The following is a 25,426-nucleotide window of genomic DNA, read 5'->3' as shown; positions in this document are numbered from 1 at the left end:
AAGTGTTCTTGGCGTAACGGGCACGAGGGGGACCATGTACCATCCCGATCTGATCCGCCATCCTGACGGGTGTCCCGCCCTTGTGCTGAATGCCGATTACACCCCGCTCTCTTATTATCCCCTGAGCGTGTGGCCGTGGCAGACGGCGATCAAGGCGGTGTTCCTCGACCGGGTGGACATCGTCAGCCATTATGAGCGCGAGGTGCGCAGCCCCACCGCTTCGATCAAGCTGCCGTCGGTGATCGCGCTCAAGCAATATGTGCGGCCGTCGCAATTCCCCGCCTTCACGCGCTTCAACCTGTTCCTGCGCGACAAGTTCGAGTGCCAATATTGCGGCAGCCACCGCGACCTCACCTTCGACCATGTCATTCCGCGCGCGCAGGGCGGGCGGACGACGTGGGAGAATGTCGCGACCGCCTGTGCGCCGTGCAACCTCAAGAAGGGCGGGCGCACGCCCAAGCAGGCCGCGATGCCGCTGTTCATGGCGCCGATCCGCCCGACCAGCTGGCAGCTGCAGGAACATGGCCGCCGCTTCCCGCCCAACCATCTGCACGAGACCTGGCACGACTGGCTCTACTGGGATGTCGAGCTCGAGGCGTAACGTCTCTCGTCGCGCAATATCCCGTTTCGATCGTCACCCCGGACTTGTTCCGGGGTCCACCTCCCGGCAAGGTTTGCCCTGACGGCTCGTGCGGTATGTCTCGCCGCGCCGTGGGGCCCGGCACAGGGCCGGGGTGACGGTTGCGCGTGGAGAGGGGTGGAATGAGCGGATTGACGGTGGACCGGCGCGGCGCGCTGGCGCTTGGGCTCGGCGGTGCGGTGGCGTTGGCATTGCCGGCCTGGGCGCAGGATGCGGCGCCCGCCGACCTCGACGCCGCGGTCGACGCCATCGTCTCGAACTTCATGAAGGCGTTCGAGACGCCCGGCATCGGCGTCGCGATCGTACGCAAGGGGCAGGTACCCTGGCTCCGCGGCTATGGCGTGCGCACGATGGGCAAGCCCGATCCGGTCGACGTCCACACCCGCTTCGGCATCGCCTCCAATTCCAAGGCATTCACCGCCGCCGCGCTCGCCTTGCTGGTCGAGGAGGGCAAGCTCGGTTGGGACGACGTGCTGACCAGGCACTTGCCCGAGTTCAAGATGCACGACCCGGCGGTGACCGCCATGTTCACCGTGCGCGATCTGCTGGTCCATCGCAGCGGCCTCCCGCTCGGCGCGGGCGACCTCATGTATTTCCCGCAATCGACCGCCGACACCGTGCAGGTGATGCGTGGGCTGCAGTTCCTGCGCCCGGTGCGCGGCTTCCGCACCGGCTATGATTACGACAACATCCTCTACATTGTCGCCGGCATCCTGATCGAGCGCATCTCGGGCAGGAGCTGGCGCGCCTTCGTCAGCGAGCGGCTGCTGGCGCCGCTGGGGATGATCGACGCGGTGCCCTCGCGCGAGCTGCTCAAGTCCGACAATGTCGCCGGGCGCCACGCGCGGCTGGGCCCGCCGGTGCGCGGCATCGGGCCGATGCAGCCGGTCAAGCCCGACGAGGCGCCGCTGATCGACCCCGGCGGCGGGATCAACGCCAGCCTCGCCGACATCGCCAAATGGCTCGAGGTGCAGCTGGCGCTCGGCGAGCTGCCCGGCGGCAAAAGGCTATGGAGCGCCGAGACCGCGGCGGAGATGTGGAAGCCGCAGGTGATCATGTCGTCAAGCGACGGCGCGACCGATCTCAACCCTGCGCGACCGGTGATGCAGGGCTATGCGCTCGGCTGGATGGTGCAGGACTTTCGCGGCCGGCGGCTGATCAGCCATTCGGGCGGCCTGTCGGGCCAGGTGACGCAGACCGCGATGATCCCCTCCGCCGGGCTCGGCGTCGCGGTGTTCAGCAACACCGAGGACAGCGTGTCGGGCGGCATCCGCAACGCGATCCTCGATCATCTGCTCGGCACCGCGCCGGTCTATGACTGGGTGGCGAGCTATGTCGCGCGCAACAAACAGGCGCAGGACGAGGCGCTCGCAGAAGTGTCTGCTGGTGAGGCCAAACCGCCCGAGGGTAAGCCGAGCCTGCCGCTTTCCGCCTATGCCGGCCGCTATCGCGACGCCTGGTACGGCGACATCGTGGTGACGGCGAAGGGCGGGGGACTGCACATCAAGTTCGTGCCGACGCGCGCCTTCCGGAGCGTGCTCGAACCCTGGGGCACCGACAGTTTCCGCACCCGCTTCCCCGCCGGGGCGGGCGAGGACGCGGTGGTGACCTTCGCGGTCGCCGGCGGCAAGGTCACCGGCGTCAGGATGAAGGCGCTCTCGCCGCTCGCCGATTTCAGCTATGACTTCCACCACCTCGATTTCGTGCCGGTGCGTTGAACAAGTGTGTTGTTGAAATAATACAGTTGCGGGGTTAGGCTGCTCGCATTCAACGGAGGGATGATCCATGAAACGACTTGCCATTGCCCTGCTGTCGGGCACGGTGCTGCTGAGCGCGGGGGCCGCCGTCGCGACGCCGCCCCAGGCCAGCGCGGACACGCTGATCCCGCGCGACAAGATCTTCGGCAATCCCAGCCGCGCGGGCGGGCAGATCAGCCCCGACGGCAAGCATGTCAGCTGGCTCGCGCCGGTGAACGGCGTGATGAACGTGTGGGTCGCGCCGATCGCCGACCTGGGGGCGGCCAAGGCGGTGACCAAGGAGACCAAGCGCGGGCTGCAGAGCTATTTCTGGGCGCCCGACGGCGCGCACATCATCTATCTCCAGGATTCGGGCGGGAACGAGAATTTTCGCGTCCATTCGGTGGCGATCGCGACCGGCGCCGACGTCGCGTTGACCGAGGCCAAGGAGAAGGTGCGCGCGCAGATCCAGGGGGTAAGCAAGCTGCGCCCCGACGTGGTGCTGATCGGCCTCAACGACCGCAACCCGCAATTCTTCGATCTCTACGAGGTCGACTACAAGACCGGTGCGAAGAAGCTGGTGATGCAGAATCCCGGCTATGGCGGCTTCGTCACCGACAATCAGCTCAAACCCCGCTTCGCCTTTCAGCAGGTGCCGGGCGGCGGCAGCAAATATTTCCGGCTCGGCGCCGACGGCAAATGGGCCGAGGTGCTGACGGTGGCGAACGAGGATTTCTTCACCACCAACCCGATCGGCTTCAACAAGGACGGCACGACGCTCTACTGGGTCGACAGCCGCGGCCGCGACAAGGCGGCTTTGGTCAAGATGGACGCGGCGAGCCTCAAGACCGAGGTGATCGCGGCGAGCGACAAGGCCGACATCCAGGGCCTGCTCACCGACCCCGATAGCTATGAGCCGATCGCCTATTCGGTGAACTATCTCAAGAACGAGTGGACCCCGCTCAACGCCGCGGCCAAGGCCGATCTCGATTTCCTCGAGGCGAAGCTGCCGGGCGAGGTCGCGATCACCTCGGCGACCGACGATGCGAGCAAGCTGATCGTCGCGGCGAGCGCGGCGGAAAAGCCTGCCACCACCTATATCTACGACCGCAAGGCGAAGACGCTGACCAAGCTCTATGAGACGCGTCCCGACCTCGCCGCCTACAAGCTGCGGCCGATGTGGCCGGTCGAGATCCCGACCGGCGACGGCAAGACGCTGGTGAGCTATCTGACGCTCCCCGCCGATGCGGACGCGAACAACGACGGCAAGCCCGACAAGCCGGTGCCGCTGGTGCTCAACGTGCATGGCGGGCCTTGGGCGCGCGATGGCTATGGCTATAACAGCGCCCACCAGTGGTTCGCCAATCGCGGTTATGCGGTGCTCTCGGTCAATTTCCGCGGCTCGACCGGGTTCGGCAAGGGCTTCGTCAACGCCGCGATCGGCGAATGGTCGGGCAAGATGCATCAGGATCTGATCGACGCGGTCGACTGGGCGATCAAGGGCGGCGTCACGACCAGGGACAAGGTCGCGATCTTCGGCGGCTCGTACGGCGGCTATGCCACGCTGGTGGGCTTGACCTTCACCCCCGATCGCTTCGCGTGCGGCGTCGACATCGTCGGTCCGTCCAACCTCAAGACGCTGATGGAGAGCTTCCCGCCCTATTGGCGCCCGATCCTCGAAGGCACCTTCTACAAGCATATCGGCGATCCCTCGAAGCCCGATGATCTCAAGCGCATGATGGCGCAGTCGCCGATCAGCCGCGTCGATGCGATCAACAAGCCGCTGCTGATCGGGCAGGGCGGCAACGATCCGCGCGTGGTCAAGGCGGAGAGCGACCAGATCGTCGCGGCGATGAAGGCCAAGAAGCTGCCGGTCACCTACATCAACTATCCCGACGAGGGGCACGGCTTCGTGCGGCCGGAGAACCGGCTGAGCTTCTTCGGCATCACCGAGGGCTTCCTGGCCAAGTGCCTGGGCGGGCGCGCGCAGCCGATCGGCGGCGACTTCGCCGGCTCGAGCCTCCAAGTGCTGGAAGGCGCGGCCTATGTCCCCGGGCTGGCGGAAGCGGCGCCCAAGGTCGCGGCCAGCGCGCCGGCGGCCAAGTGATGCAGGCGCCCGCTGTCCTGACCGGCTTTGGATGGCGGGCGCTTGAACGCGCTGTCGTAGGGCTCTAATACAGTGCCCGGTTCGATGCGCTACGACACCCTGTATCCCGAGATCGCGGACCCGCGCGCAGCTGCGGCCCCGCCCAATCCGTTCGACGGTTTCGCTGGCGGCGACCTGCCGCCGGGCGGGCGGCCGCCGCGGCTGCCGCTGCGCCAGCGCCCGTGGTGGCGCTGGAGCATGCGCGGGCTCGCCGCGCTGATCATCTTGTTCGTGATCGCCGTGGGGTGGCTGGTGTTCACCGCGCCGCTCAGCAAGTCGCTTGAGCCGCCCGTGCCGCCCTCGATCACCCTGCTCTCGGCCGAGGGCAATCCGATCGCCAAGACCGGCGCGGAGGTCGGCAAGCCGGTTGACGCGGCCAAGCTGCCCGACCACGTCGTCGAGGCGTTCATCGCGGTCGAGGACCGCCGCTTCCGCAGCCATTGGGGGATCGATCCGCGCGGCATCATCCGCGCCTTCGTCAACAACGTCTTCACGAGCAACAGCTCGCAGGGCGGCAGCACGATCACCCAGCAGCTCGCCAAGAACGCGTTCCTGAGCTCGAAGCGCACCTTCGGCCGCAAGTTCCAGGAGGTGCTGATCGCCTTCTGGCTGGAGGCGTGGCTGACCAAGGACGAGATCCTCTCGCGCTACCTTTCCAACGTCTATTTCGGCGACAACCAGTACGGCCTCGACGCGGCCGCGCGGCACTATTTCAGCCGTCCCGCCGACGATCTGACCACGGGGCAGGCGGCGATGCTGGCGGGTCTCGTCAAGGCGCCGTCGCGGCTCGCGCCCTCGTCGAACCTCAAGGGCGCGCGGGAGCGCCAGAAGGTGGTGGTCGGCACGATGGTCGATGCCGGCTTCCTGACCGAGGCCGAAGGGCGCGCGATCGCCCCCGCGCGCCTGCGCCTCGCGCGCAGCAAGCAGCTGCCGTCGGGCACCTATTTCGCCGACTGGGTCCTCCCCGAAGCGCGCGACCGCTCGGGCGAGATCGCCACCGAGCAGACCGTCACGACCACGCTCGAGACGCGGATGCAGCGCGCCGCCGAGCGTGCGGTGCGCAACGCCGGGCTGCGCCAGTCGCAGATCGCGATCGTCGCGATGCGGCCCGACGGGCGGGTGATCGCGATGGTCGGCGGCAAGAAATATGCGGACTCGCCGTTCAACCGCGCGACCCAGGCGCGGCGCCAGCCGGGTTCGACCTTCAAGCTGTTCGTCTATCTCGCCGCGCTGCGCAATGGCATGCGCCCGGACTCGACCGTGCTCGACGAGCCGGTGACGATCGGCGAGTGGAGCCCCAAGAACAATGACGGGCGCTATCGCGGCGAAATCACGCTGCGCCAGGCCTTTGCCCGGTCGAGCAACGTCGCCGCGGCGCGGCTGATCAAGGATGTCGGCCCGCGCGCGGTGATCCGCGCGGCACGCGATCTCGGCATCTCGACCCCGATCGCCGAGGAGGCGTCGATCGCGCTTGGTACCTCGACCGTGTCGCTGCTCGAGCTCACCGCCGCCTATGCCGCGATCGCCGCGGGCGAGGCGCCGGTGCGGCCGCGCGGGCTGTCGGCCGAGGACGAGCCGGGCTGGTTCTCGCGCTTCGCCAACATGAACCGCCCGCTCGGCAACCGCGAGCTGGAGGGGATTCGCGAGTTGATGGCGGCCGCGGTGAGCGAGGGGACCGGGCAGAGCGCGGCGCTGTCGGTCGAGACCTTCGGCAAGACCGGCACGACGCAGGACAATCGCGACGCGCTGTTCCTCGGCTATGCCGGCGGCATCGTCGCCGGGGTGTGGATGGGCAATGACGACAATACCCCCAATCCCGGCCTTGCCGGCGGCGGCGCCCCGGCGCGGGTGTGGCGCGACTTCATGGCGCAGGCGCTGGGCGTGACCGCGCGGCCCAGGGCGGAGCCGGTGGCGGAGAACCTCTCCGACGTGCTGACCGACGAAGGCGAGAATTTCATCGACGCGCCGATCGAGATCGAGGGCAGCTTGGGCGGCGAGGGGGTCGGCGTGCGCGTCAACCGCGACGGCAGCATCGAGATGACCCGACCGGATCGTGAAGCTCCGGAAGAGGAGGGGCTGAGCGAACCGCCGCTGGAACGCGACCGCCGCCGCCGCGAGCCGGTGCCGGACGACGAGGGTTTCTAGCAGAAGCCGTCACAGCTTCTTTTCGAAGAAGACCTCGGCATAAGGATCGTCGTTGAACCGCTCGATCTCGGTCCAGCCAGTGGCGCGATAGAGCTTCGCCGCTTCGGGCAGCGCGCGGTTGGTGTCGAGCCGCAGCGTCGCGATCGACAGGTTGCGTGCGGCGTCCTCCGCAGCCGTCATCAGCTTGCGCGCCAGGCCGAGCCCGCGCGCGCTGGGGCAGACCCATAGCCGCTTGATCTCGGCAGTATCACCGGTGCCGCCCTTGAGGCCGACACAGCCCACCGGCATGCCGTCCGACATGGCGACCAGGAAGGCGCCGCGCGGGCGGATCATGTCCGCCGCGTCGGGATCGCGCGAGCGGGCGACCTCGAAGCCGGTGGGGAAGCGTGCCGCGAGCTCGGCATAATAGCGTTCCAGGCAATCGCGCGCCGCGTCGCTCGCCGGATCGATCTCCTCAATCGTGATGATGTCGCGACCGAGGGCGGAGGCGATGAGGTCCATGGCGCGCAACAGCTCGTCCGCATCGGCCGCGCGTTCGAGCAGCATGGATGCCCGTGTATCGGACAGCGCCTCATACGCCTCGAACTCCTGCCTGCCGGAAGCGGTTAGCGTGGCGATCCGGCACCGGGCATCGTCCGGATGCGGTACGGTGCGGACCAGTCCCTCATCCTCCAGCCCGCGCAGCAGCCGGCTCATCAGCCCGGAATCGAGCCCGAGATAGGCCCGGATCTCCGCCACGTCCGACCGGCCCGCACCGATCGCGTTGAGCACCCGCGCTGCGCCGAGCGGACGGCCGCGCCCGAGGAACGAGCTGTCGAGCGCGCCGACCTCGCGGGTCACGACACGCGCGAAGCGGCGGAAGCGGGAAACAGCATCAGGAGCCATTTATCTGACTTAGGTCAGATAATATCGACCGGTCAAGTAAAGCGGGCTCTTTGGCTGGTTTCCGTCTGGGGGTTGTGCGAGAAATCTGCCCGATGGCGGTGTGGAGGCAAGCGATGCACAATTACTGGATGATGACGATCGCGCTCGCCGCCGCGGCGCCGGCGGCCGCGCAGGAAGCGCCCGAGGCGCCGCGTCCGGGCACCGTCGCGATCGAGCCGCTCGCGAAGGAGGCGGGGCCGGCAACGGTGCGGCAGGTCTTCGCCGATGCGGTCGAGCGCGCACTGATGGACGCCCGGTTCACCGCGCTGCCGGCGACCAGCCGCAGCCGCTATGTCGCGCGCATGAAGCTCACCCGCACCGCGCGCGGCGCGGTGACCTCGAACGCCAAGGAAGAGGGCATGGCCACCGCGATCGGCAATTGGGGCGCGGCGATCGGCGTCACCTTGCCCTCGGACAAGCGCCAGCTCCGCGGCCTGATCGTCACCGAGCTTGAGGTCGAGATTCTCCTGCGCGAGGGCATGCAGCGCGTATGGAGCGGGCGCGCGGTCACCGCGCAGGCCGAGGGAACGAAGGCGGATGCCCCGGCCGCGCTCGCCGCCAAGCTCGCACCCGCGGTGATCCGGCGCTTTCCCGCCCAGTCGGACGAAGCGATCTCGATCCCTTGACGCGTTCGCTCAGAGGTCGAGCTTCTCGTAATCCGGCGGCGGGTTGATCCCTTCCATCCGCTCGGCGAGCAGCGGGCGGAAGCTCGGCCGGCTCTTCATGCCGACATACCAGCGCTTGGCCTGCTCGTGGCTCTTCCAGTCGATCCCGCCGAGATAATCGGCGACGCTGATCTGCGCCGCGGCGGCGAGATCGGCGAGGCTCATCGTCGCGCCGCCCAGCCAGGTGCGATGATCGAGCAGGAAGTCGATATAGTCGAGATGCGCGACCGCCGCCTTCATCGCCTCGCGCAGCGCGGTCGAGTCCGGCGTGGCGCGGTGGACGATGCGCTTGAGCATGCGCTCGTGCAGCAGCGGCCCGGTGATGTCGCGGAAGAACTGGACGTCGAACCAGGCGACCAGGCGGCGGATCTCGGCGCGGTCGGCGGCGGTGCCGTTGAGGAGCGCGGCCTTGCTCACCGTCTCCTCGAAGAACTCGCAGATCGCGACCGAATCGATCAGCACCACGCCGCGGTCGTCGGCCATCACCGGGGTCTGCCCGGCGGGGTTCATGTCGAGGAATTCGTCGCGCCGCGCCCAGGGGGATTCGCGCACCGGCTCATAGCCGACGCCCTTCTCGCCAAGAACGAGCCGGACCTTGCGCGAGAACGGGCAAAGCGGGAACTGGTAGAGCTGCCACATGGCTCAAGGCTTTAGGCGGCGGATAGCGGCGGCGGCAAGCGGACAATCGGCCGCGGGGATCGATCAGTCCTGATCGTCGTATTCGTCGAGCGGGAGCGCATCGCCTGCCGCCGCCAGCGGCGCCAGCACGGTCTTCAGCCGCATGGCGGTCTCCGTAAGCGCGGCAGCGGTCGCCGCGAGATCGGCGGTGACCGCGCCGGCGGTGCCGACCGCGCGACGCGTGTCGCGGCGCAGGCGGCGCTCGAAGCCGGGATCCTCTCGCTGCTTCACATCGCGCAGCGTGTCGCCCGGGCGCACGCGCCCGTCGCTGTAGCGCGCGAGGCTGCCGACTCGCGTATCGAGCAGGATGCCGGCAAGCGACGAAACCGCGGCGGTAATGCCGTCCTGCACCACCGGATCATTCAGCCGGTCGGCGATCTGCGCCTCGCGTTCCTGCGCCAGCGCGGGTGCGGCGAGGCCGGAGGCGGCGAGGGCAATGAGGATCATACGCACGACGATACTCCCGAGTCGCGGGGACAACTGGTTCCGCGACTCCTAGCATATTCGCCGCTCCCGGACCCGTCTATTCGGCAGCAACCAGCTCGACGCTGTCGTCGAGCGGGTGGGACAGGCGGGTGAGCATCTCCTTCGGCACCACCTGCCAGAAATGCCCGCGAATGCGCTCCCAGTCCTCGATCAGCCCGCCCGACCAGTTGCTGTCGGTCGCGGCGTGATGCTCGGCGACGAGGTTCTTGAGCACCGCCTCCCAGTGCATCGACGACAGGCGCTGCCACACGATGCTGTCGGGGTTGGCGCCGGCCTCGAACGCGCCGTCCTCGTCATAAACGAAGGCCATGCCCCCGGTCATGCCCGCACCGAAATTCGCGCCGGTCCTGCCCAGCACCACCGCGACGCCGCCCGTCATATATTCGCAGCCATTGGCGCCGCAGCCCTCGACCACGACCTGCGCGCCCGAGTTGCGCACCGCGAAGCGCTCGCCCGCCTGGCCCGCCGCGAACAGCTTGCCCGAGGTCGCGCCATAGAGGACGGTGTTGCCGATGATCGTGTTGGCGCGGCTGTCGAGCGGCGAGCTCACCAGCGGGCGCACCACGATCGTGCCGCCCGACAGGCCCTTGCCGACATAGTCGTTGGCGTCGCCGAACACTTCGAGCGTCACGCCCTTGCACAGGAACGCGCCGAGCGACTGCCCCGCCGAGCCGCGCAGGCGCACCTGGACATGGCCGTCATTGAGCTTCGACATGCCGAACTTGCGCGTGATCTCGCTCGACAGCCGCGTGCCGACCGCGCGGTGCGTGTTGCGGACATTATAGGCGAGCTGCATCTTCTCGCCGCGCTCGAACACCGCCTTCGCGTCGGCGATGATCTGCGCGTCGAGGCTGTCGGGCACCGCGTTGCGCCAGGTGTCGAGGCTGAAGCGGCGATCGCTCTCGTCGGCATCGACCTTGGCGAGGATCGGGTTCAAGTCGAGATCGTCGAGATGCTCGGCGCCGCGGCTGACCTGGCGGAGCAGCTCGGTGCGGCCGATCACCTCGTCGAGGCTCTTGACCCCGAGCTTGGCGAGAATCTCGCGCACCTCCTCGGCGATGAAGGTCATCAGGTTGATGACCTTCTCCGGGCTGCCGGTGAACTTGGCGCGCAACCGCTCGTCCTGGGTGCACACGCCGACCGGGCAGGTGTTCGAATGACACTGGCGCACCATGATGCAGCCCATCGCCACCAGCGAGAGCGTGCCGATGCCGAACTCCTCAGCGCCGAGGATCGCGGCGATGACGATGTCGCGCCCGGTCTTGAGCCCGCCATCGGTGCGCAGCCGCACCCGGCCGCGCAGGCCGTTGAGGGTCAGCGTCTGGTTGACCTCGGAAAGGCCCATCTCCCACGGCGTGCCGGCGTATTTGACCGACGTCTGCGGCGAGGCGCCGGTGCCACCGACATGGCCGGCGACGAGGATCACGTCGGCATGCGCCTTGGCGACGCCTGCCGCGACCGTACCGATGCCCGCCGAGCTGACCAGCTTGACGCAGACCCGCGCGCGCGGGTTGATCTGCTTCAGGTCATAGATGAGCTGCGCCAGGTCCTCGATCGAGTAGATGTCGTGGTGCGGCGGCGGCGAGATCAGCGTCACGCCGGGCGTCGAGTGGCGCAGCCGGGCGATGAACTCGGTAACCTTGAAGCCGGGCAGCTGGCCGCCCTCGCCGGGCTTGGCGCCCTGCGCAACCTTGATCTCCACCTCGTCGCACGCGTTGAGATATTCGGCGGTCACCCCGAAGCGGCCCGACGCGATCTGCTTGATCGAGGAGTTGGCGTTGTCGCCATTGGCATAGGGCTGGTAGCGGATCGAATCCTCCCCGCCCTCGCCCGACACCGCCTTGGCGCCGATGCGGTTCATCGCGATCGCCAGCGTCTCGTGCGCCTCGGGGCTGAGCGCGCCGAGCGACATGCCCGGCGTGACGAAGCGCTTGCGGATCTCGGTGATCGCCTCGACCTGGTCGATCGCCACGCCCTCGTTCGGGAAGTTGAACTCGAGCAGGTCGCGGAGGTAAACCGGCGGCAGGTCGCGCACCCCGCGCGAGAATTGCAGATAGGTCGAATAGCTGTCGGTCGCGACCGCGGTCTGCAGCGTGTGCATCAGCTGCGCCGAATAGGCGTGCGTCTCGCCGCCGTGGCGCTGGCGGTAGAAGCCGCCGATCGGCAGCGTCGCAACGCCCGTGTCGAATGCAGCGTCGTGCCGCAGCTTGGCGTTGAGGTGCAGCGAAGCGTAGCCCTCGCCCGAGATCTTCGCCGGCATCCCCGGGAAGAAGTCGTTGACCAGCGCGCGGGAGAGCCCGACCGCCTCGAAATTATAGCCGCCGCGATAGCTGGAGATCACCGCGATCCCCATCTTCGACATGATCTTGAGCAGGCCTTCGTCGATCGCCTTGCGGTGGTTCCTGAGGCACTGCTCGAACGCCAGATCGCCGAACAGGCCGCGCGCATGGCGGTCGGCGATCGAGGCTTCGGCGAGATAGGCGTTCACCGTCGTCGCGCCGACGCCGATCAGCACGGCGTAATAATGCGTGTCGAGGCATTCGGCCGAACGCACGTTGACGCTGGCGTAGCTGCGCAGCCCCTTGCGCACGAGATGGGTGTGCACCGCCGCCGCCGCCAGCACGCCGGCGATGGCCACGCGATCCGGCCCGACATGCTCGTCGGTCAGGAACAGCTCGGTCGCGCCCGCGCGCACCGCCTGCTCGGCCTTGAAACGGATGTCGATGATCGCCGCGCGCAGCGTCTCCGGTCCGCCGCCCGCGGGGAAGGTGCAGTCGATCTCGGCGGCAAGATCGCCGAAATGGGTCTTGAGCCGCGCCCAGTCGCTATTGGTCAGCACCGGGCTTTCGAGCACCAGCACCTTGTTCGCGGTCTCCCCGATGTCGAGGATGTTGGCGAGATTGCCGAAGCGCGTCTTGAGCGACATCACGTGCCGCTCGCGCAAGCTGTCGATCGGCGGGTTGGTGACCTGGCTGAAATTCTGGCGGAAGAACTGGCTGATCAGGCGCGGCTTGTCGCTGATCACCGCCAGCGGCGTGTCGTCGCCCATCGATCCGACCGCTTCCTTGGCATCGGTCACCATCGGCGAGAGGATCAGCTCCATGTCCTCGAGCGTCTGCCCGGCCGCGACCTGGCGGCGGGTCAGCTCGGCGCGGTCGAAGCGCGGTCCCGCCTCGTCCGCGGCGCTAAGATCGTCGATCGTGAGGAACTCGCCGATCATCCTGGCATAGTCATATTCGCCCGCGATCCGGTCCTTGACCTCGGCGTCGGCGTAGAAGCGGCCTTCGTCGAGATCGACCGCGATCATCTGCCCTGGCCCCAGCCGGCCCTTGGCGACCACGGTCGATTCGGGGATCTGGACCATGCCGGTCTCGGAGCCGACGACGAGCAGCCCGTCGGCGGTGCGCGTGTAGCGCAGCGGGCGCAGCGCGTTGCGGTCGACGCCCGCGACCGCCCAGCGGCCATCGGTCATCGCCAGCGCTGCGGGGCCGTCCCACGGCTCCATCACACTCGCCAGATATTTGTACATCGCGAGGTGGTTGGCCGGCGTCTCGGGGCCCATCGCCTCGGGAACGAGCATCAGCTTAGCAGTCGGCGCATCACGCCCCGAGCGGCAGATCGCCTCGAACACCGCGTCGAGCGCGGCGGTATCGCTCGCGCCCGCCGGGATCACCGGCTTGATGTCCTCCGAATCCCCGCCAAACGCCAGGCTCGCCATCTTGATCTCGTGGCTGAGCATCCAGTTCTTGTTGCCGCGGATCGTGTTGATCTCGCCATTGTGCGCCAGGCAGCGGAAGGGCTGTGCCAACCACCATTGCGGGAAGGTGTTGGTCGAATAGCGCTGGTGGAAGATCGCGACGCGGCTGACGAAGCGCTCGTCCTTGAGGTCGGGATAGAATTCGCTGAGGCTCTCGGCGAGGAACAGTCCCTTGTAGATCACCGAGCGGCAGCTCAGCGAGCAGATGTAGAAGCCGCTGATCTGCGCCGCGATGATCTGCTTCTCGATCCGGCGGCGGACGAGATAGAGGTTCTTCTCGAACTCGGCCTCGGACACCGCGTCGGGCATCGGCCCGGCAATCATGATCTGCTCGATCTCGGGACGCGTCGCCTGCGCCTTCTGGCCGATCACCGAAACGTCGACCGGCACCTGGCGCCAGCCATAGATGGTGTAGCCGGCCTCGATGATCACGCTCTCGACGATCGTGCGGCACGCTTCCTGCGCGCCGAGATCGACGCGCGGCATGAAGATCATGCCGACCGCGAGCCGGTTGGGCAGCACGCGGTGGCCCGAGGCGAGCACGGCGTCATCGAAGAAGCGCAGCGGCAGGTCGACATGGATGCCCGCGCCGTCGCCGGTCTTGCCGTCGGCATCGACCGCGCCGCGGTGCCACACCGCCTTCAGCGCGTCGATCGCGCTCTGCACCACGCGGCGCGAGGCTTGGCCGTCGATCGCGGCGACCATGCCAACGCCACAGGCATCGCCCTCGAACTCGGGGCGGTACATGCCGTGCTCGGCGAGATAGGCGCGCTGGTCGGTCGTCATGTCAGTCATTCTCGTCGGTCTTCGGCTTGGGCGGGGGCGGGAGGTGGGCCGTCGCGTCCTCTACCTTCTTCATGATCGCCGGCATCGCCTTCATCATCTCCGGCGTCGCGGCCATCATCTCCTGGGTCAGCTCGGGATCCATGAAGGTCACCAGATACTGGTCGGCGAATACCGCGCCCGACGGAGTCGCGAAGAACGCGTTCATGTCGTCGAGCTGCTGCGTCGTGAACTTGCGCGCGAAGGCACGCGCGAGACCGGCGCGGACCCGCGGTTCGATCTTGTCGAACACCGCGCCCAGTTCCTCGCCGAACACACGCGACATGATGCGCATCCGCTCCTGGAAATGCGGATCGGCGGTCGCGGCAGTCTCGCCGAACGTTTTGCCGCCCTCGCCCTTCCCGGCGGGCATGCCGAGCTCATCCGCGGTCTTGCCCATCATCTGGGCCATCATCGCGTCCATCATCTTGGGATATTGCTCGCGCATCATCCGGTTGTAGATGCCCTTGGGCACCAGCACGGCGACCGCCTTTTCCGCCGCGGCAAGGCGCGCCGGATCGGACGCGGCGAGCGGCGGGCGCGGCGCGGCGGGCGCGGTCTGTGCCAGTGTCGGCGTGCCGAGCGCCAGGCTGGCGGCGAGGACGAGGCGCATCATGCCGCCTCCCGCTCCTTGCGCCCCGGCGCCGCGGCCTGCGCCTTGAGCCAGGCGTGCATCCGCTCGCTGACGTCGCGGCCGTCGCGGATCGCCTGGACGACCAGGCTCGCGCCCTTGACGATGTCGCCTGCGGCGAACACGCCGTCGAGGTTGGACATCATGCTGCGCGCATCGGTGCGGATCGTGCCCCAGCGGGTGACGCCGAGCTCGGCCGCGCCGAACAGCGCGGGCAGGTCCTCGGCGTCGAAGCCGAGCGCCTTGATCACCAGATCGGCCTGGACGGTGAACCCGGAGCCTGGATCGGGCTCGGGCGCGCGGCGGCCGCTGGCGTCGGGCGCGCCGAGCCGCATGCCGGTGGCGCGCACGCCGCTGACCTGGTCGCCGCCCCCATTATCTTTGGTGTCGAACGCGTGCGGGGCGGAGAGCCAGACGAACTCGACGCCTTCCTCCTCGGCATTGGCGGTCTCGCGCTGGCTGCCCGGCATATTGGCGCGGTCGCGGCGATAGAGGCATTTCACCGACGCGGCGCCCTGGCGCACCGCGGTGCGCACGCAGTCCATCGCGGTGTCGCCGCCGCCGATCACCACGACATGCTTGCCCGCGGCGTCGAGCGATCCGTCGTCGAACGCCGGGACCGCGTCGCCAAAGCCCTTGCGGTTGGACGCGATCAGATAGTCGAGCGCCTCGACCACGCCCGCGGCGCCGACGCCCGGCGCCTTGATCGCGCGCGCCTTGTACACGCCGGTGGCGATCAGGATCGCGTCATGCTTGGCGCGCAGCTGTTCGAGCGTCGCGTCGCGGCCCACCTCGAAGCTCTGGTGGAAGACGATGCCGCCTTCTGCGAGCCGGTCGGTGCGGCGCATCACGACCTGCTTCTCGAGCTTGAAGCCCGGGATGCCATAGGTCAGCAGCCCGCCCGGACGGTCATGCCGGTCGTAGACATGCACCTCATAGCCGAACTGGCGCAGATACTCCGCCGCGGTGAGGCCGGCCGGGCCGGCGCCGATCACCCCGACCGACTGGCCGCGCGCAGGGCCGGGGATCAGCGGCTCGACCCAGCCTTCTTCCCAGGCGGTGTCGGTGATGAACTTTTCGACCGATCCGATCGTGACCGCGCCGTGATCGGAGAATTCGATGACGCAATTGCCCTCGCAGAGGCGATCCTGCGGGCAGATGCGGCCGCAGATCTCGGGCATGGTCGAGGTGGCGTTGCTCAGCTCATACGCCTCGCGCAGCCGCCCCTCCGCGGTCAGCCGCAGCCAGTCCGGGATATGGTTGTGCAGCGGGCAGTGCACCGAGCAGTACGGCACGCCGCATTGCGCGCAGCGCCCGGCCTGTTCCTCGGCGGAGGGCGGTGCATAGCGTTCCGCGATCTCGCGAAAGTCCTGCGCGCGCAGTTGGGGCTCGCGCTTGGACGGGAACGCCTGCGCACGATCGACGAATTTGAGCATGACTTCCTTGGCCATGCCGCGCCGTTGGCAGGTTTCGCGAGGCGAGTCACGCAAAAACCGGCATATAGGTCAATAATGCTGTCTTATATTTGGAGGGGTGCGGCGGACAATCTCTATCCGTGTAATTTACTTTCAATACTAGGTCCGTTACGGCCTTATCGTGCGAGCGACCAGATCAATGCGGCCGTGCCGGCGGCGATGCGATACCAGGCGAAGGGCGCGAAGCCGTAGCGGCCGACGACCTTCACGAACGCCCGCACCACGAGCAGCGCCACCACAAATGCCGAGACGAAGCCGATCGCGATCGCGCCGAAATCATCGAGGCTGAGCAGCGCGCGGTCCTTCCACAGCGAATAGACGGTCGCGGCGAGCATCGTCGGCACGGCGAGGAAGAAGCTAAACTCGGCCGCGGTCTTGCGCTCGACGCCCATCAGCAGCGATCCCATGATCGTCGCGCCCGATCGGCTGACCCCGGGCAGCATCGCGATGCACTGGACCAGGCCGATCGACACCGCGGTGCCGGTCGGAATCGCCTCGACGCGGCTGTAACGCACGATCTTCACGATCCGCTCGATTAGCAGGATCGCGATGCCGCCGACGATCAGCGCGACCGCGACGATCACCGGCGTCTGCATCGCCGCGCGGATCGCGTCATAGGCGATCACGCCGATCACCAGCGCGGGCGCGAAGCCGATCAGAATGTTGCGCACGAACGCCACCGATTGCGGATCGCGGCGCAGCAGGCCCATGCCGCGGTCCCAGAAGGTGCGCCAATAGGCGACCAGCACCGCCAGGATCGCGCCGAACTGGATCGCGATCTTGAAGGTGACCGAGCTCGTGTCGTTGAACCCGAACAACTCGCCGGCAAGGATCAAATGCCCGGTCGAGGAGACCGGCAGGAACTCGGTCAGCCCCTCGATGATGCCGAGCAGGATGTAGGTGAGAATGTCGTTCATCTGGGTACGCCCCTTGCCAGGGCGCGCCCGGCGTTACGCTTGCCGGTGCGGCGGATGTCAGGCGGCCTGGTGCGAGCCCGCGAAGCGGCCGTGGCGGCGATATTGGACCAGCCAGCCGGGCGCGACCGTGCCAAGCGGGGTCGGCGTGATGCCGAGCTCGGGCAGCGCGTTCGCCGCCGTCACATTGTCCTGCTGCAGCATCAGCCACTGGTCCCAGCTGATCGGCATGCCCGGGAGGAAACCGAGCGTCGCGATGCCGGCGCCGATGAAATCGGGCAGCTCGACCACGCCCTTGGTACGGCCGGTCGCCTCGACCAGCCAGCGCTGGAACTGCGCGAAGGTCATCACGTCGGGTCCGCCGAGCTCGAGCGTACGGCCCGCGGCAACCTGCGGGTCGGCGAGCGCCTTCACCACCGCCGCCGCGACGTCGGCGACATAGACCGGCTGGATCCGCACCTGTCCGCGCAGCACCGGCACGAACGGCGCCTGCGCGGCGAGCGCGGCGAACCGGTTCACGAACTGGTCCTCGCGCCCGAAGATGAACGAGGGCCGGACGATCGTGGCGGCAGGGAAGGCATCGCGGACCAGCTGCTCGCCCTCGCCCTTGGAGCGGCCATATTCCGACGCGGCCTGTGCGTCGGCGCCGAGCGCGGAGATCTGCACGAAGGCAGTTGCGCCGGCCGCTGCGGCGGCCTTGGCGGCATTCTCGGCGCCGGCGGTGTTCACCGCATAGGCGCGGCGTCCGAACGCGCCGGCGAGGTTCACCACCGCATCCGATCCGGCGACGGCGCGCGTGATCGAGTCGGCGCGGGTGATGTCCGCGGCGACGAACTGGGTCTGGCCGAGCCCGCCCAGCGGCTTGAGGAACCACGCCTCGCGCGGATCGCGCTGGGCGACGCGGACTCGCGCGCCCGCCTTGAGCAGCGCCTGTGCGACATAGCGCCCGACGAACCCGCCGCCGCCGATCACCGTCACCAGCCTGTCCTTCATCGCGCCCTCGAAAGTCTGTTCCAATGCCCCCCAATGCCGCGTGACGCGGCAAAGGGCAACCGTGCCGCGACGGGCGGCGAGAAGCGGTTGACAGGCCCCCCGCCGGTCCCCTAGAGGCGCCCGCCTACCCCGTGCCCAGATGGCGGAATTGGTAGACGCACCAGCTTCAGGTGCTGGCGGTCGCAAGGCCGTGGAGGTTCGAGTCCTCTTCTGGGCACCATATACTCTCAAAGCGCTGAAAATGCTGGGGGATCGTCAAAAGACGGTCCCCAGAGAGCGTTTGCTACGCCAATTGCTACGAAAACGGCCCAAACGGGCGGATGCCCATGGCGACAGGGGGCATCAGAACTGGAAGTTTACCGCGAGGCTGTAAGTCCGCCCGAAATAGGCGGTGTACAGCGGGTCTTTCCGCGTGGTGTCGGTGTAAAGGCGGTTGGTCTCGTTGGTGATGTTCGACACCTCGGCGATCAGCTTGATGTTGTCGCTGATGTTGTACGACGCCGATGCGTCGACGAAGACCGAGCTCGCATTGACGTTCGCGTCGCTGTCGGTCGGGCCCGGGACGCCGGTGAGGAAGGCCGCTCGGTAGTTGACCGTCGACCGGATGCTGAACTTGCTGTCCTCATAATAGAGCGTGCCGCTGGCGGTTTCCGGCGAGAGACCGACCAGAGGCGCCCTGCGCGTGATGGTCGGCGAGATGATGTAGTTGATGCTCGAGCGCACGCGCGTGAAATTGGCGAGCACGCCGAAATTGCTGAGCGCTCCCGGCAGGAAACGGAACGGCAGCTGGAGGTTCACCTCGAACCCGCGCAGCGGCCCACCGTCGGTGTTGTTGCTGCGCGTCACGCTGAACAGTTCGTCCGGAGTGACGCCGGTGCCAGTGCCCTGGAGCAGCGACAGCGGGAGTCCGAGCTCGCGGAACGGCACCAACTGGTTGGTGTTCTGGATATAGGTCTCGATATCCTTATAGAAATAGGCGACCGACAGCAGCGAACCGGGCGCGAAATACCATTCGAGCGCGGCGTCGAGGGTATTGGCGCGAATCGGATCGAGATAGGGATTGGTGATCGAGGCGGTGCGGATCACGATGTTCGCGCTGCCGCTGGGGATCAACTGGCCGTAAGACGGACGCGACATCACGCGCGCCGCGGAGAAGCGCGCGATGAGGTCGGGCGTGATGTTGAGCGCGAGATTTACCGACGGCAGCCAGTCGTCGTACGAGCGCTTCACCGTCGAGATCACATATTGCGTGGGATAGGGCGACCCGGCCGGCGCGGCGGTGGGGATCGGCCCGTAGGTGTCGAGAGAGGTGTGGACGTAGCGGACGCCGGCATCGCCGCGCAGCGCGAACGGCAAGACGTCCTCGGTGTTGAACTTCACCATGACGTAGCCGGAGCTGTATTTCTCATCGACCCCGCCGTACGTGCCCTTGGCGCACTCCACGCTGCAATATTGATAGCTGCTGAAGTTCACCGCCTCGCGGAACTTGTCGGGATCGATCGCGACGAAATCCTGCATCTGGCCGTTCAGATTATTGCCGATTCCCTTCGTCACGAAGGTGATATCGGCGAGCGACACCCCTGCGGGCAGCAACTGCGGCAACGACTGGGCAGGGATCAGCTGGCGCTCGCGTGCGGTATATTTGTTGGTGCGATACTGGCCGCCCAGCTGGACGGTGAAGTTCGGCGCCGCCTCCCACTCGGTGTTGAGCTCGAACGTCTTGCTGACGATGGTGTTCCTGCGGATGAAGCTCGAGATCTGTCCGCGCTGCGTGCCGTCGGGCAGCGGCGGGCCGTAGAGGAAGTTGGCCGGATTGGTCAGATCGATGCCGTAGCTGATCTTCGGGACGTCCGGGTTATCGCGGAAGTCGATCGAGAAATTGTCGGTATCGTTCGAATCGATCGCGACCTGCAGGCGGTCCACCTCCAATTTCGATTCGTTGATGCCGGCCAGGCCGAAGATGCGAAACGTGTCGGAGAAGCGGTGGTCGAAGTTGAGGTTCACTTGGCGGAAGGTCGAGGTGAAACGCTCGTCCTGCATCTCCGAGCGCAGGTCCACGCCATCCCACAGGCCGTAGATCAGCGACCCGTTATCGTCGACCTCGATGTCGCGGATCGACATCATCGGCTGGCCGTTGTTCGAGGCGGTGCGGCCCATCGAGCGCGCATCGAGCATCGTGTCGAGGCGATTGACCTTGAAGCGCGAATACAGGCCGTCGATCGAGATGTCGGTGTCGTCGGTGGGCTTCCATTGCAGCGTCAGCGACCCGGCCAGACGCTCCTGCTCCTGGCTGCCCTTCACCGGACGCGGCAGGCGCGGCAGGAACACGCCGCCACCCGGACGACCCGACACGCCCGTGCGGCTCATGATATAGTCATAGGCCGCCTGCGTGCTGGTGCGGGGATTGCTGGCGCTGCAGTTGTTGGCGTCGGCACCCACCGAGACGCCGCTATTGGCATAGCCCGGTGACGGGCTGGTCACCGGCACGCCCTGATAGGTGTAGCCGACGGGCGTACAGAAAGGGAAGATGATGGTCGTCGGGGATGAACTGCCCGGCAGTGTCACCGATTGCGACTGCCCTGCGACGTAGGACGGCAGGATGTCCACGGCCGAATAGGCATATTCGTCGATGTGGCGCTTCGAATAGGCGATGGTGCCGAGCACGCCGAACGTGTCGCCGAACTTCTTGGAAACCAGCGCGGACAGCCGCGGATCGACCTTCCTGCTGATGTCGTTGTAGATGCCGCGCGCAGTGCCCGAGAAGACGAAGTCCTTCTTCTGGTCGAACGGCTTGGGCGCGCGCAGGTCGACGGTCGCGCCGAGCGAGCCTTCCTCGACGTCGGCCGAAAGCGTCTTGCGCACCGCGAGGCTCGAGAAGATTTCGGTCGGGAAGGTCACGAAGTCGAACGAGCGCCCCGTGGCGACGCCGCCGCGGATATCGCTGCCGCTCACCTGCGACACGCCCTCCATCCCGTTGATGCGCACACGCGTGAATTGCGCGCCGAGGCCGCGGACCGAGATGTTGCGCCCCTCGCCGCCGTCGCCGCGCGACAGGGCTACGCCGGGAATGCGCTGCATCGATTCCGCGAGATTGGAATCGGGAAACTTGCCGATGTCCTCGGCGACGATGCTGTCGACCGCCGCGGTTTCCTGCCGCTTCAGGTTCAACGCGTTGTCGAGCGAGGCGCGGAAGCCGGTGACGGTGATCTCCGCTTCCTGCGAGTCGGCCTGGGAAGGTTCGGCAGTACCGCCTGTCTGGCCGGTTTGCTCTGCGGGGGGTTGCGGAGCCGTCTGGCCAAATGCTGGCGACGCGATCAGAAAGCTCACCAGGCTCGTTGAAATAAGCAGGCGGCCCCTGCTGCAGCTATCCCGGCTCATTCCTCTCTCCCGTCGGTCTGAGCGATCGGCATGATCCGTCGCTCTATGTGATTGTTGAAGATCGATTTGACCTGTCAGTTCGATTGTCAGCTATCACTGTCAGGCAACTATCGCAATAGCGTCTGACCGATTTTCGGAACGGCAGGCTGCCGCCGCGCGCAGCTACCGTGACGCGCGTACGGCCGCCATGGCGCATGCACGGCAATTCGCCCGGTGAACCGGTGTTTTGGGTCCGGTGAAATGGGGAGGTGATCGAGTTTCGGGTATCAGACCGTGCGGCGGGCAAGCGCGCGCCGGCGCTGGTCGGTCTCCGAGCGTGCGCGCTCGACCGCCTCAGTTTCGGTCACGTCGAGAAGATGCTCGATGACCCTGGAAAGATGGTCGCGCATCGCGTTGCGCGCGCCGTCCGGCGATCGCGCTTCGAGCGCATTTAGGATGCGGCCATGCTCGGACAGGCGACTCTCTGTCCCCAGGCTGCCTGCCTTCACGAGAACTTCGCGCGCCAGCGGTGACCGGAAGCGCATGTCCCAAAAATCCGTGACGGCCGCGATGATCACGGCGTTGCCCGTCGCCTCGGCGATGGCGATATGGAAGCGCCGGTCAGCCTCTTCGGCTGCGGCGGTATCCTCCTGCTCCATCTGGACCAGCAGCATGCGCAGCTCGGCAAGTTGGGCTTCGTCGATCTCCGTCGCGGCGACCGCGGCGACTTCGCCCTCGAGCAGCCGGCGTGCCTCGGTGATCTCGAATGCGCCGATGTCGAGTTCCCGGTCGCCGTTGACGGTCGAGGAGGCCAGCACGAAGACGCCCGATCCCTTGCGCGCCTCCACCAGGCCTTGCATCTCGAGCGCGATCATCGCTTCGCGGATGGTCGGGCGACTGACCGCAAATCGCTCGGTCAGGTCGCGTTCCGCAGGCAGGCGCGTGCCGACCGGGAATACGCCGTTGGCGATGTCGGCAACGATCGCCTGCACGATCTTGCGGTAAAGTTTGCCGCCCCGTTCTTCGGCTGACATCTCATTCCTCATTCGATGGACCGAGCGCTTTTCGCCCTGAATTGCTCATTGGCTCCATATTACTTCGCCCGGGGTGCCCATCGTCAAGCCTTGGCAGACAAACCAGTCATATCGCTTTCTGCAGGAAATGTCTGACATCCCTATTGCATGTGGTCCGACCACTATTTAACGTCGGTGATCAGGGATCGGTCTGCGGCAAGATGAGGGCGCACGATGTCGCCTGCATCGACGGCGCTCGGTCTGCCCGTATAAAAACGCGATGGGAAGAGGTGCGATGCGAAGAGGTGCGATGGTCCGCGGGGCCGCGATTCTGGGCCTGCTTGCCGTACCGGTCATCATGACGGCGCCTGCTTCGGCAAGGCAGGATCAGGGGCAGGATCAGGGATCATGGCGTGACATCACGCCGCGCGCAGGGCTGGCCGGTTGGCACATGACCGGCGGAACGGCGACGTTCGAGGTTGCCGGAGGCGAACTCATCGGCCGCGCTGCGCCGGGTCCGAAGAACAGCTGGCTCGTATCCGATGCGCAATATGACGATTTCATACTGGAATTTGATGCCAAAACGGATCCGGCGCTCAACTCGGGGGCGATGATCCGCGGTCAGAGCCGGCCCGATTATCGCGATGGCGTGGTCTTTGGATACCAGGCGGAGATCGATCCGTCGAAACGCGCGTGGAGCGGTGGCATCTATGACGAGCAGCGCCGCCAATGGCTCTACACGCTCGGCCGCAACGATGCGGCGCGGCGCGCCTTCCGTTCCGGCGACTGGAACCACTATCGCATCGAGGCGATCGGCAATCGCCTGCGCACCTGGGTGAATGGCGTGCCGGCGGCGGATCTGGTCGACGAGACCGATGCGAAGGGGTTCATCGCGTTTCAGGTGCATGCCATCCCCGACGCAGAGGCGGGCCGTCAACCCGAGGTGCGGTTCCGCAACATCCGGATCGTCAGCGAAGGCGCGGCCCGCCTTGCGTCCGCGCCGACGGCGCTCGAACAGCAGAGCTGGCTCACCAATCGCCTGAGCGACGGGGAGCGGCGCGCGGGATGGACGCTGTTGTGGGACGGGCAGACGACCAAGGGCTGGCGCAGCGCCAAGGCGGCCGATTTCCCGAAACGGGGCTGGACGATCCGCGACGGCGCCTTGTCGGTCAACGGCTCGGATGGCGCTGAATCGACCAATGGCGGCGACATCATCACGACGCGGGACTATCGCAATTTCGAGCTGTCGGTCGACTTCCGGCTGGCGCGCGGTGCCAACAGCGGAATCAAATATTTCGTCGATCCCAACCTGCTCAAGGGCGAAGGATCGGCGATCGGCCTGGAATATCAGCTGCTCGATGACGCGCGCCATCCCGACGCGAAGATGGGCCGCGACGGCAACCGGACGTTGGCGTCGCTCTATGACCTGATCACCGCGCGCAACCTCGCCGACCCGGCCAATCCGAACAAGCGCTTCAATCCGCCCGGCGAATGGAATCGCGCCGTGATCGTCGTGAGAGGAACGCATGTCGAGCATTGGCTGAACGGCTTCAAGGTCGTCGAATATGAGCGCGGCTCGCCCGAGTTCCGGGCGCTCGTCGCCAAGAGCAAATATGCGAAATGGCCAAGATTCGGTGAGTGGGAGCAGGGGCCGATCCTGTTGCAGGACCACGGCAATCACGTCGATTTCCGTTCGATCAAGCTTCGCGAATTCTGAGAGGGGCAAGACCATGCTGGATCGCCGCACGATGATGAAGGGCGCGGGCGCGACGCTGGGTATCGCCATGAGCGCGCGCAGCTATGCACGGGTCATGGGGGCCAACGACCGGCTGCGCGTGGCCGTAATCGGGGTCAACGGCCGCGGGCAGGCGCATATGAGCGCGTTCTCGAAGCTGCCGAATGTCGAGGTCGCGGAGTTCGTCGACGTCGACTCGCAGGTGCTTGCCAAGCGCGCGGCCGAGTTCGCCGCCAAGGGACATGCCCAGCCGAAGACCGAACGCGACTATCGCCGCATGCTCGGCCGCAAGGACATCGATATCGTCACGGTGGCGACGCCCGACCATTCGCACGCCAAGCTGGCGATCGACGCGATGGATGCTGGCCGGCACGTCTATATCGAAAAACCGATCGGCATCGCGCCGGCCGAGGGCGAAGCGCTGATCGCGACGCAGCAACGCACCGGCCGCACGCTGCAGGTCGGCAATCAGCAGCGTTCGAGCCGCGAGACGCAGCAACTCGCCGTGCTGGTCAAGGCCGGCGAGCTGGGCGACGTGTTCGAGGCGCAGACCTGGTACGCCAATCATCGCGAGTCGATCGGGCGTGGACAGGAAACCGCGCCGCCCGCGCATCTCGACTGGGATCTTTGGCAGGGGCCGCGTCCGCGCGGGCCCTATCGCTCGAACCTCGTCCACTATAACTGGCACTGGTTCTGGAAATACGGGACCGGCGAGATCTGCAACAATGCGATGCATGAGCTCGACGTGGCGCGCTGGCTGATGGGGCTGACCTATCCGCACACGGTATCGGCGCGCGGCTCCCGTCAATTCTTCCGCGGCGACGACTGGGAGATGTACGACACACTTGCGCTCGATCTCGCCTATGACGACGGGCGGATGATCCGGTGGGACGGGAACAGCTGCAACGGGATGCTGCGCTACGGCCGCGGTCGCGGCGTGCTGTTGCTCGGCACAAAGGGCTCGGCGATCGTCGATCGCAATGGGTTCGAGCTTTTCGACCTGGAGGGCAAGCAGCTGCGACAGGTGGCCGCGCCCGCGAGTTCCGAGACCACGGGCACGGTCGGGGAGGGCGCGCTCGACATCCTCCACGCGGGCAATTTCGTCGACGTCATCCGCGGCCGCGCCAGCGCGCTGGCCTCCCCGATCCGCGAGGGGCATATCAGCACGACGCTCTGCCACCTGGGCAATATCGCGTATCGCACCAAATCGACGCTCGCCGTCGACCCGGCCACCGGCAAGCCGTCCGGCCCCGAGGCGATGAAGCTCTGGTCGGTCGACTATGAGCCGGGCTGGGAGCTGAAGGCCTGA

Annotated in this window: 17 protein-coding genes and 1 tRNA gene; 8 read left to right on the top strand and 10 right to left on the bottom strand. The window is 66.9% G+C overall.

The window, feature by feature from the left end:
- Positions 1-34 precede the first annotated feature (34 nt).
- From OK349_RS09490 to OK349_RS09475, 4 genes are all read left to right on the top strand, one after another.
- Positions 35-601: an HNH endonuclease gene (locus tag OK349_RS09490; protein WP_265117569.1), complete on the top strand. Its 567-nt coding sequence runs from the start codon at positions 35-37 to the stop codon at positions 599-601.
- Positions 602-762: 161 nt separating this feature from the next.
- Entirely contained in the window at positions 763-2,358 is a 1,596-nt protein-coding gene (locus OK349_RS09485) for a serine hydrolase (protein WP_265117568.1), read from the top strand.
- Between the two features lie 67 nt (positions 2,359-2,425).
- Positions 2,426-4,483 carry a S9 family peptidase gene (locus OK349_RS09480; RefSeq protein WP_265117567.1) on the top strand — a complete coding sequence of 686 codons (2,058 nt, stop codon included), beginning with the start codon at positions 2,426-2,428 and terminating at the stop codon, positions 4,481-4,483.
- Positions 4,484-4,567: 84 nt separating this feature from the next.
- Positions 4,568-6,667 carry a transglycosylase domain-containing protein gene (locus OK349_RS09475; RefSeq protein ID WP_265117566.1) on the top strand — a complete coding sequence of 700 codons (2,100 nt, stop codon included), beginning with the start codon at positions 4,568-4,570 and terminating at the stop codon, positions 6,665-6,667.
- Between the two features lie 9 nt (positions 6,668-6,676).
- Here the strand turns inward: OK349_RS09475 and OK349_RS09470 are convergent, their stop codons facing one another.
- Positions 6,677-7,552, bottom strand: coding sequence for a bifunctional helix-turn-helix transcriptional regulator/GNAT family N-acetyltransferase (locus OK349_RS09470; protein WP_265117565.1), 876 nt, complete (start codon positions 7,550-7,552; stop codon positions 6,677-6,679).
- A 92-nt stretch (positions 7,553-7,644) separates the two neighbouring features.
- Here OK349_RS09470 and OK349_RS09465 point away from each other — a divergent pair, with 92 nt between their 5' ends.
- Positions 7,645-8,217: a hypothetical protein gene (locus OK349_RS09465; protein WP_265117564.1), complete on the top strand. Its 573-nt coding sequence runs from the start codon at positions 7,645-7,647 to the stop codon at positions 8,215-8,217.
- Between the two features lie 9 nt (positions 8,218-8,226).
- Here OK349_RS09465 and OK349_RS09460 read toward each other — a convergent pair whose 3' ends face one another.
- From OK349_RS09460 to OK349_RS09430, 7 genes are all read right to left on the bottom strand, one after another.
- Positions 8,227-8,895: a glutathione S-transferase family protein gene (locus OK349_RS09460; protein ID WP_265117563.1), complete on the bottom strand. Its 669-nt coding sequence runs from the start codon at positions 8,893-8,895 to the stop codon at positions 8,227-8,229.
- Between the two features lie 63 nt (positions 8,896-8,958).
- Positions 8,959-9,387: a hypothetical protein gene (locus OK349_RS09455; RefSeq protein ID WP_265117562.1), complete on the bottom strand. Its 429-nt coding sequence runs from the start codon at positions 9,385-9,387 to the stop codon at positions 8,959-8,961.
- A gap of 70 nt (positions 9,388-9,457) precedes the next feature.
- Positions 9,458-13,972, bottom strand: a complete 4,515-nt coding sequence (gene gltB / locus OK349_RS09450; RefSeq protein ID WP_265117561.1) for a glutamate synthase large subunit — start codon at positions 13,970-13,972, stop codon at positions 9,458-9,460.
- Positions 13,965-14,615, bottom strand: coding sequence for a DUF2059 domain-containing protein (locus OK349_RS09445; protein ID WP_265117560.1), 651 nt, complete (start codon positions 14,613-14,615; stop codon positions 13,965-13,967). Before OK349_RS09445 ends, gltB begins: the two co-directional genes overlap by 8 nt.
- Complete coding sequence (locus tag OK349_RS09440) at positions 14,612-16,081, bottom strand: NAD(P)-dependent oxidoreductase (RefSeq protein ID WP_265117559.1); 1,470 nt, start codon at positions 16,079-16,081, stop codon at positions 14,612-14,614. The genes OK349_RS09445 and OK349_RS09440 overlap by 4 nt, the downstream gene beginning before the upstream one ends.
- A 140-nt stretch (positions 16,082-16,221) precedes the next feature.
- Complete coding sequence (locus OK349_RS09435; RefSeq protein WP_265117558.1) at positions 16,222-17,022, bottom strand: undecaprenyl-diphosphate phosphatase; 801 nt, start codon at positions 17,020-17,022, stop codon at positions 16,222-16,224.
- Positions 17,023-17,079: 57 nt separating this feature from the next.
- Positions 17,080-18,012, bottom strand: coding sequence for a complex I NDUFA9 subunit family protein (locus tag OK349_RS09430; protein WP_265118573.1), 933 nt, complete (start codon positions 18,010-18,012; stop codon positions 17,080-17,082).
- A 133-nt stretch (positions 18,013-18,145) separates the two neighbouring features.
- On the opposite strand from OK349_RS09430, the gene OK349_RS09425 reads away from it, so the two are divergent.
- A tRNA-Leu gene (locus OK349_RS09425) sits at positions 18,146-18,232 on the top strand.
- A gap of 122 nt (positions 18,233-18,354) precedes the next feature.
- Here the strand turns inward: OK349_RS09425 and OK349_RS09420 are convergent.
- Together OK349_RS09420 and OK349_RS09415 are read right to left on the bottom strand one after the other, a co-directional pair.
- Positions 18,355-21,339: a TonB-dependent receptor gene (locus OK349_RS09420; RefSeq protein WP_265117557.1), complete on the bottom strand. Its 2,985-nt coding sequence runs from the start codon at positions 21,337-21,339 to the stop codon at positions 18,355-18,357.
- Between the two features lie 317 nt (positions 21,340-21,656).
- Complete coding sequence (locus OK349_RS09415; RefSeq protein WP_265117556.1) at positions 21,657-22,403, bottom strand: FadR/GntR family transcriptional regulator; 747 nt, start codon at positions 22,401-22,403, stop codon at positions 21,657-21,659.
- Positions 22,404-22,692: 289 nt separating this feature from the next.
- On the opposite strand from OK349_RS09415, the gene OK349_RS09410 reads away from it, so the two are divergent.
- Both OK349_RS09410 and OK349_RS09405 read left to right on the top strand, forming a co-directional pair.
- On the top strand, positions 22,693-24,099 hold the full coding sequence (locus tag OK349_RS09410; protein WP_265117555.1) for a 3-keto-disaccharide hydrolase: 1,407 nt from the start codon (positions 22,693-22,695) through the stop codon (positions 24,097-24,099).
- Positions 24,100-24,112: 13 nt separating this feature from the next.
- Positions 24,113-25,426, top strand: coding sequence for a Gfo/Idh/MocA family protein (locus OK349_RS09405; RefSeq protein WP_265117554.1), 1,314 nt, complete (start codon positions 24,113-24,115; stop codon positions 25,424-25,426).

The sequence above is a fragment of the Sphingomonas sp. BT-65 genome, assembly GCF_026107375.2.
In the GTDB taxonomy this organism is placed as follows: Bacteria; Pseudomonadota; Alphaproteobacteria; order Sphingomonadales; family Sphingomonadaceae; genus Sphingomonas.
This window is presented reverse-complemented; position numbering and strand designations above follow the sequence as displayed.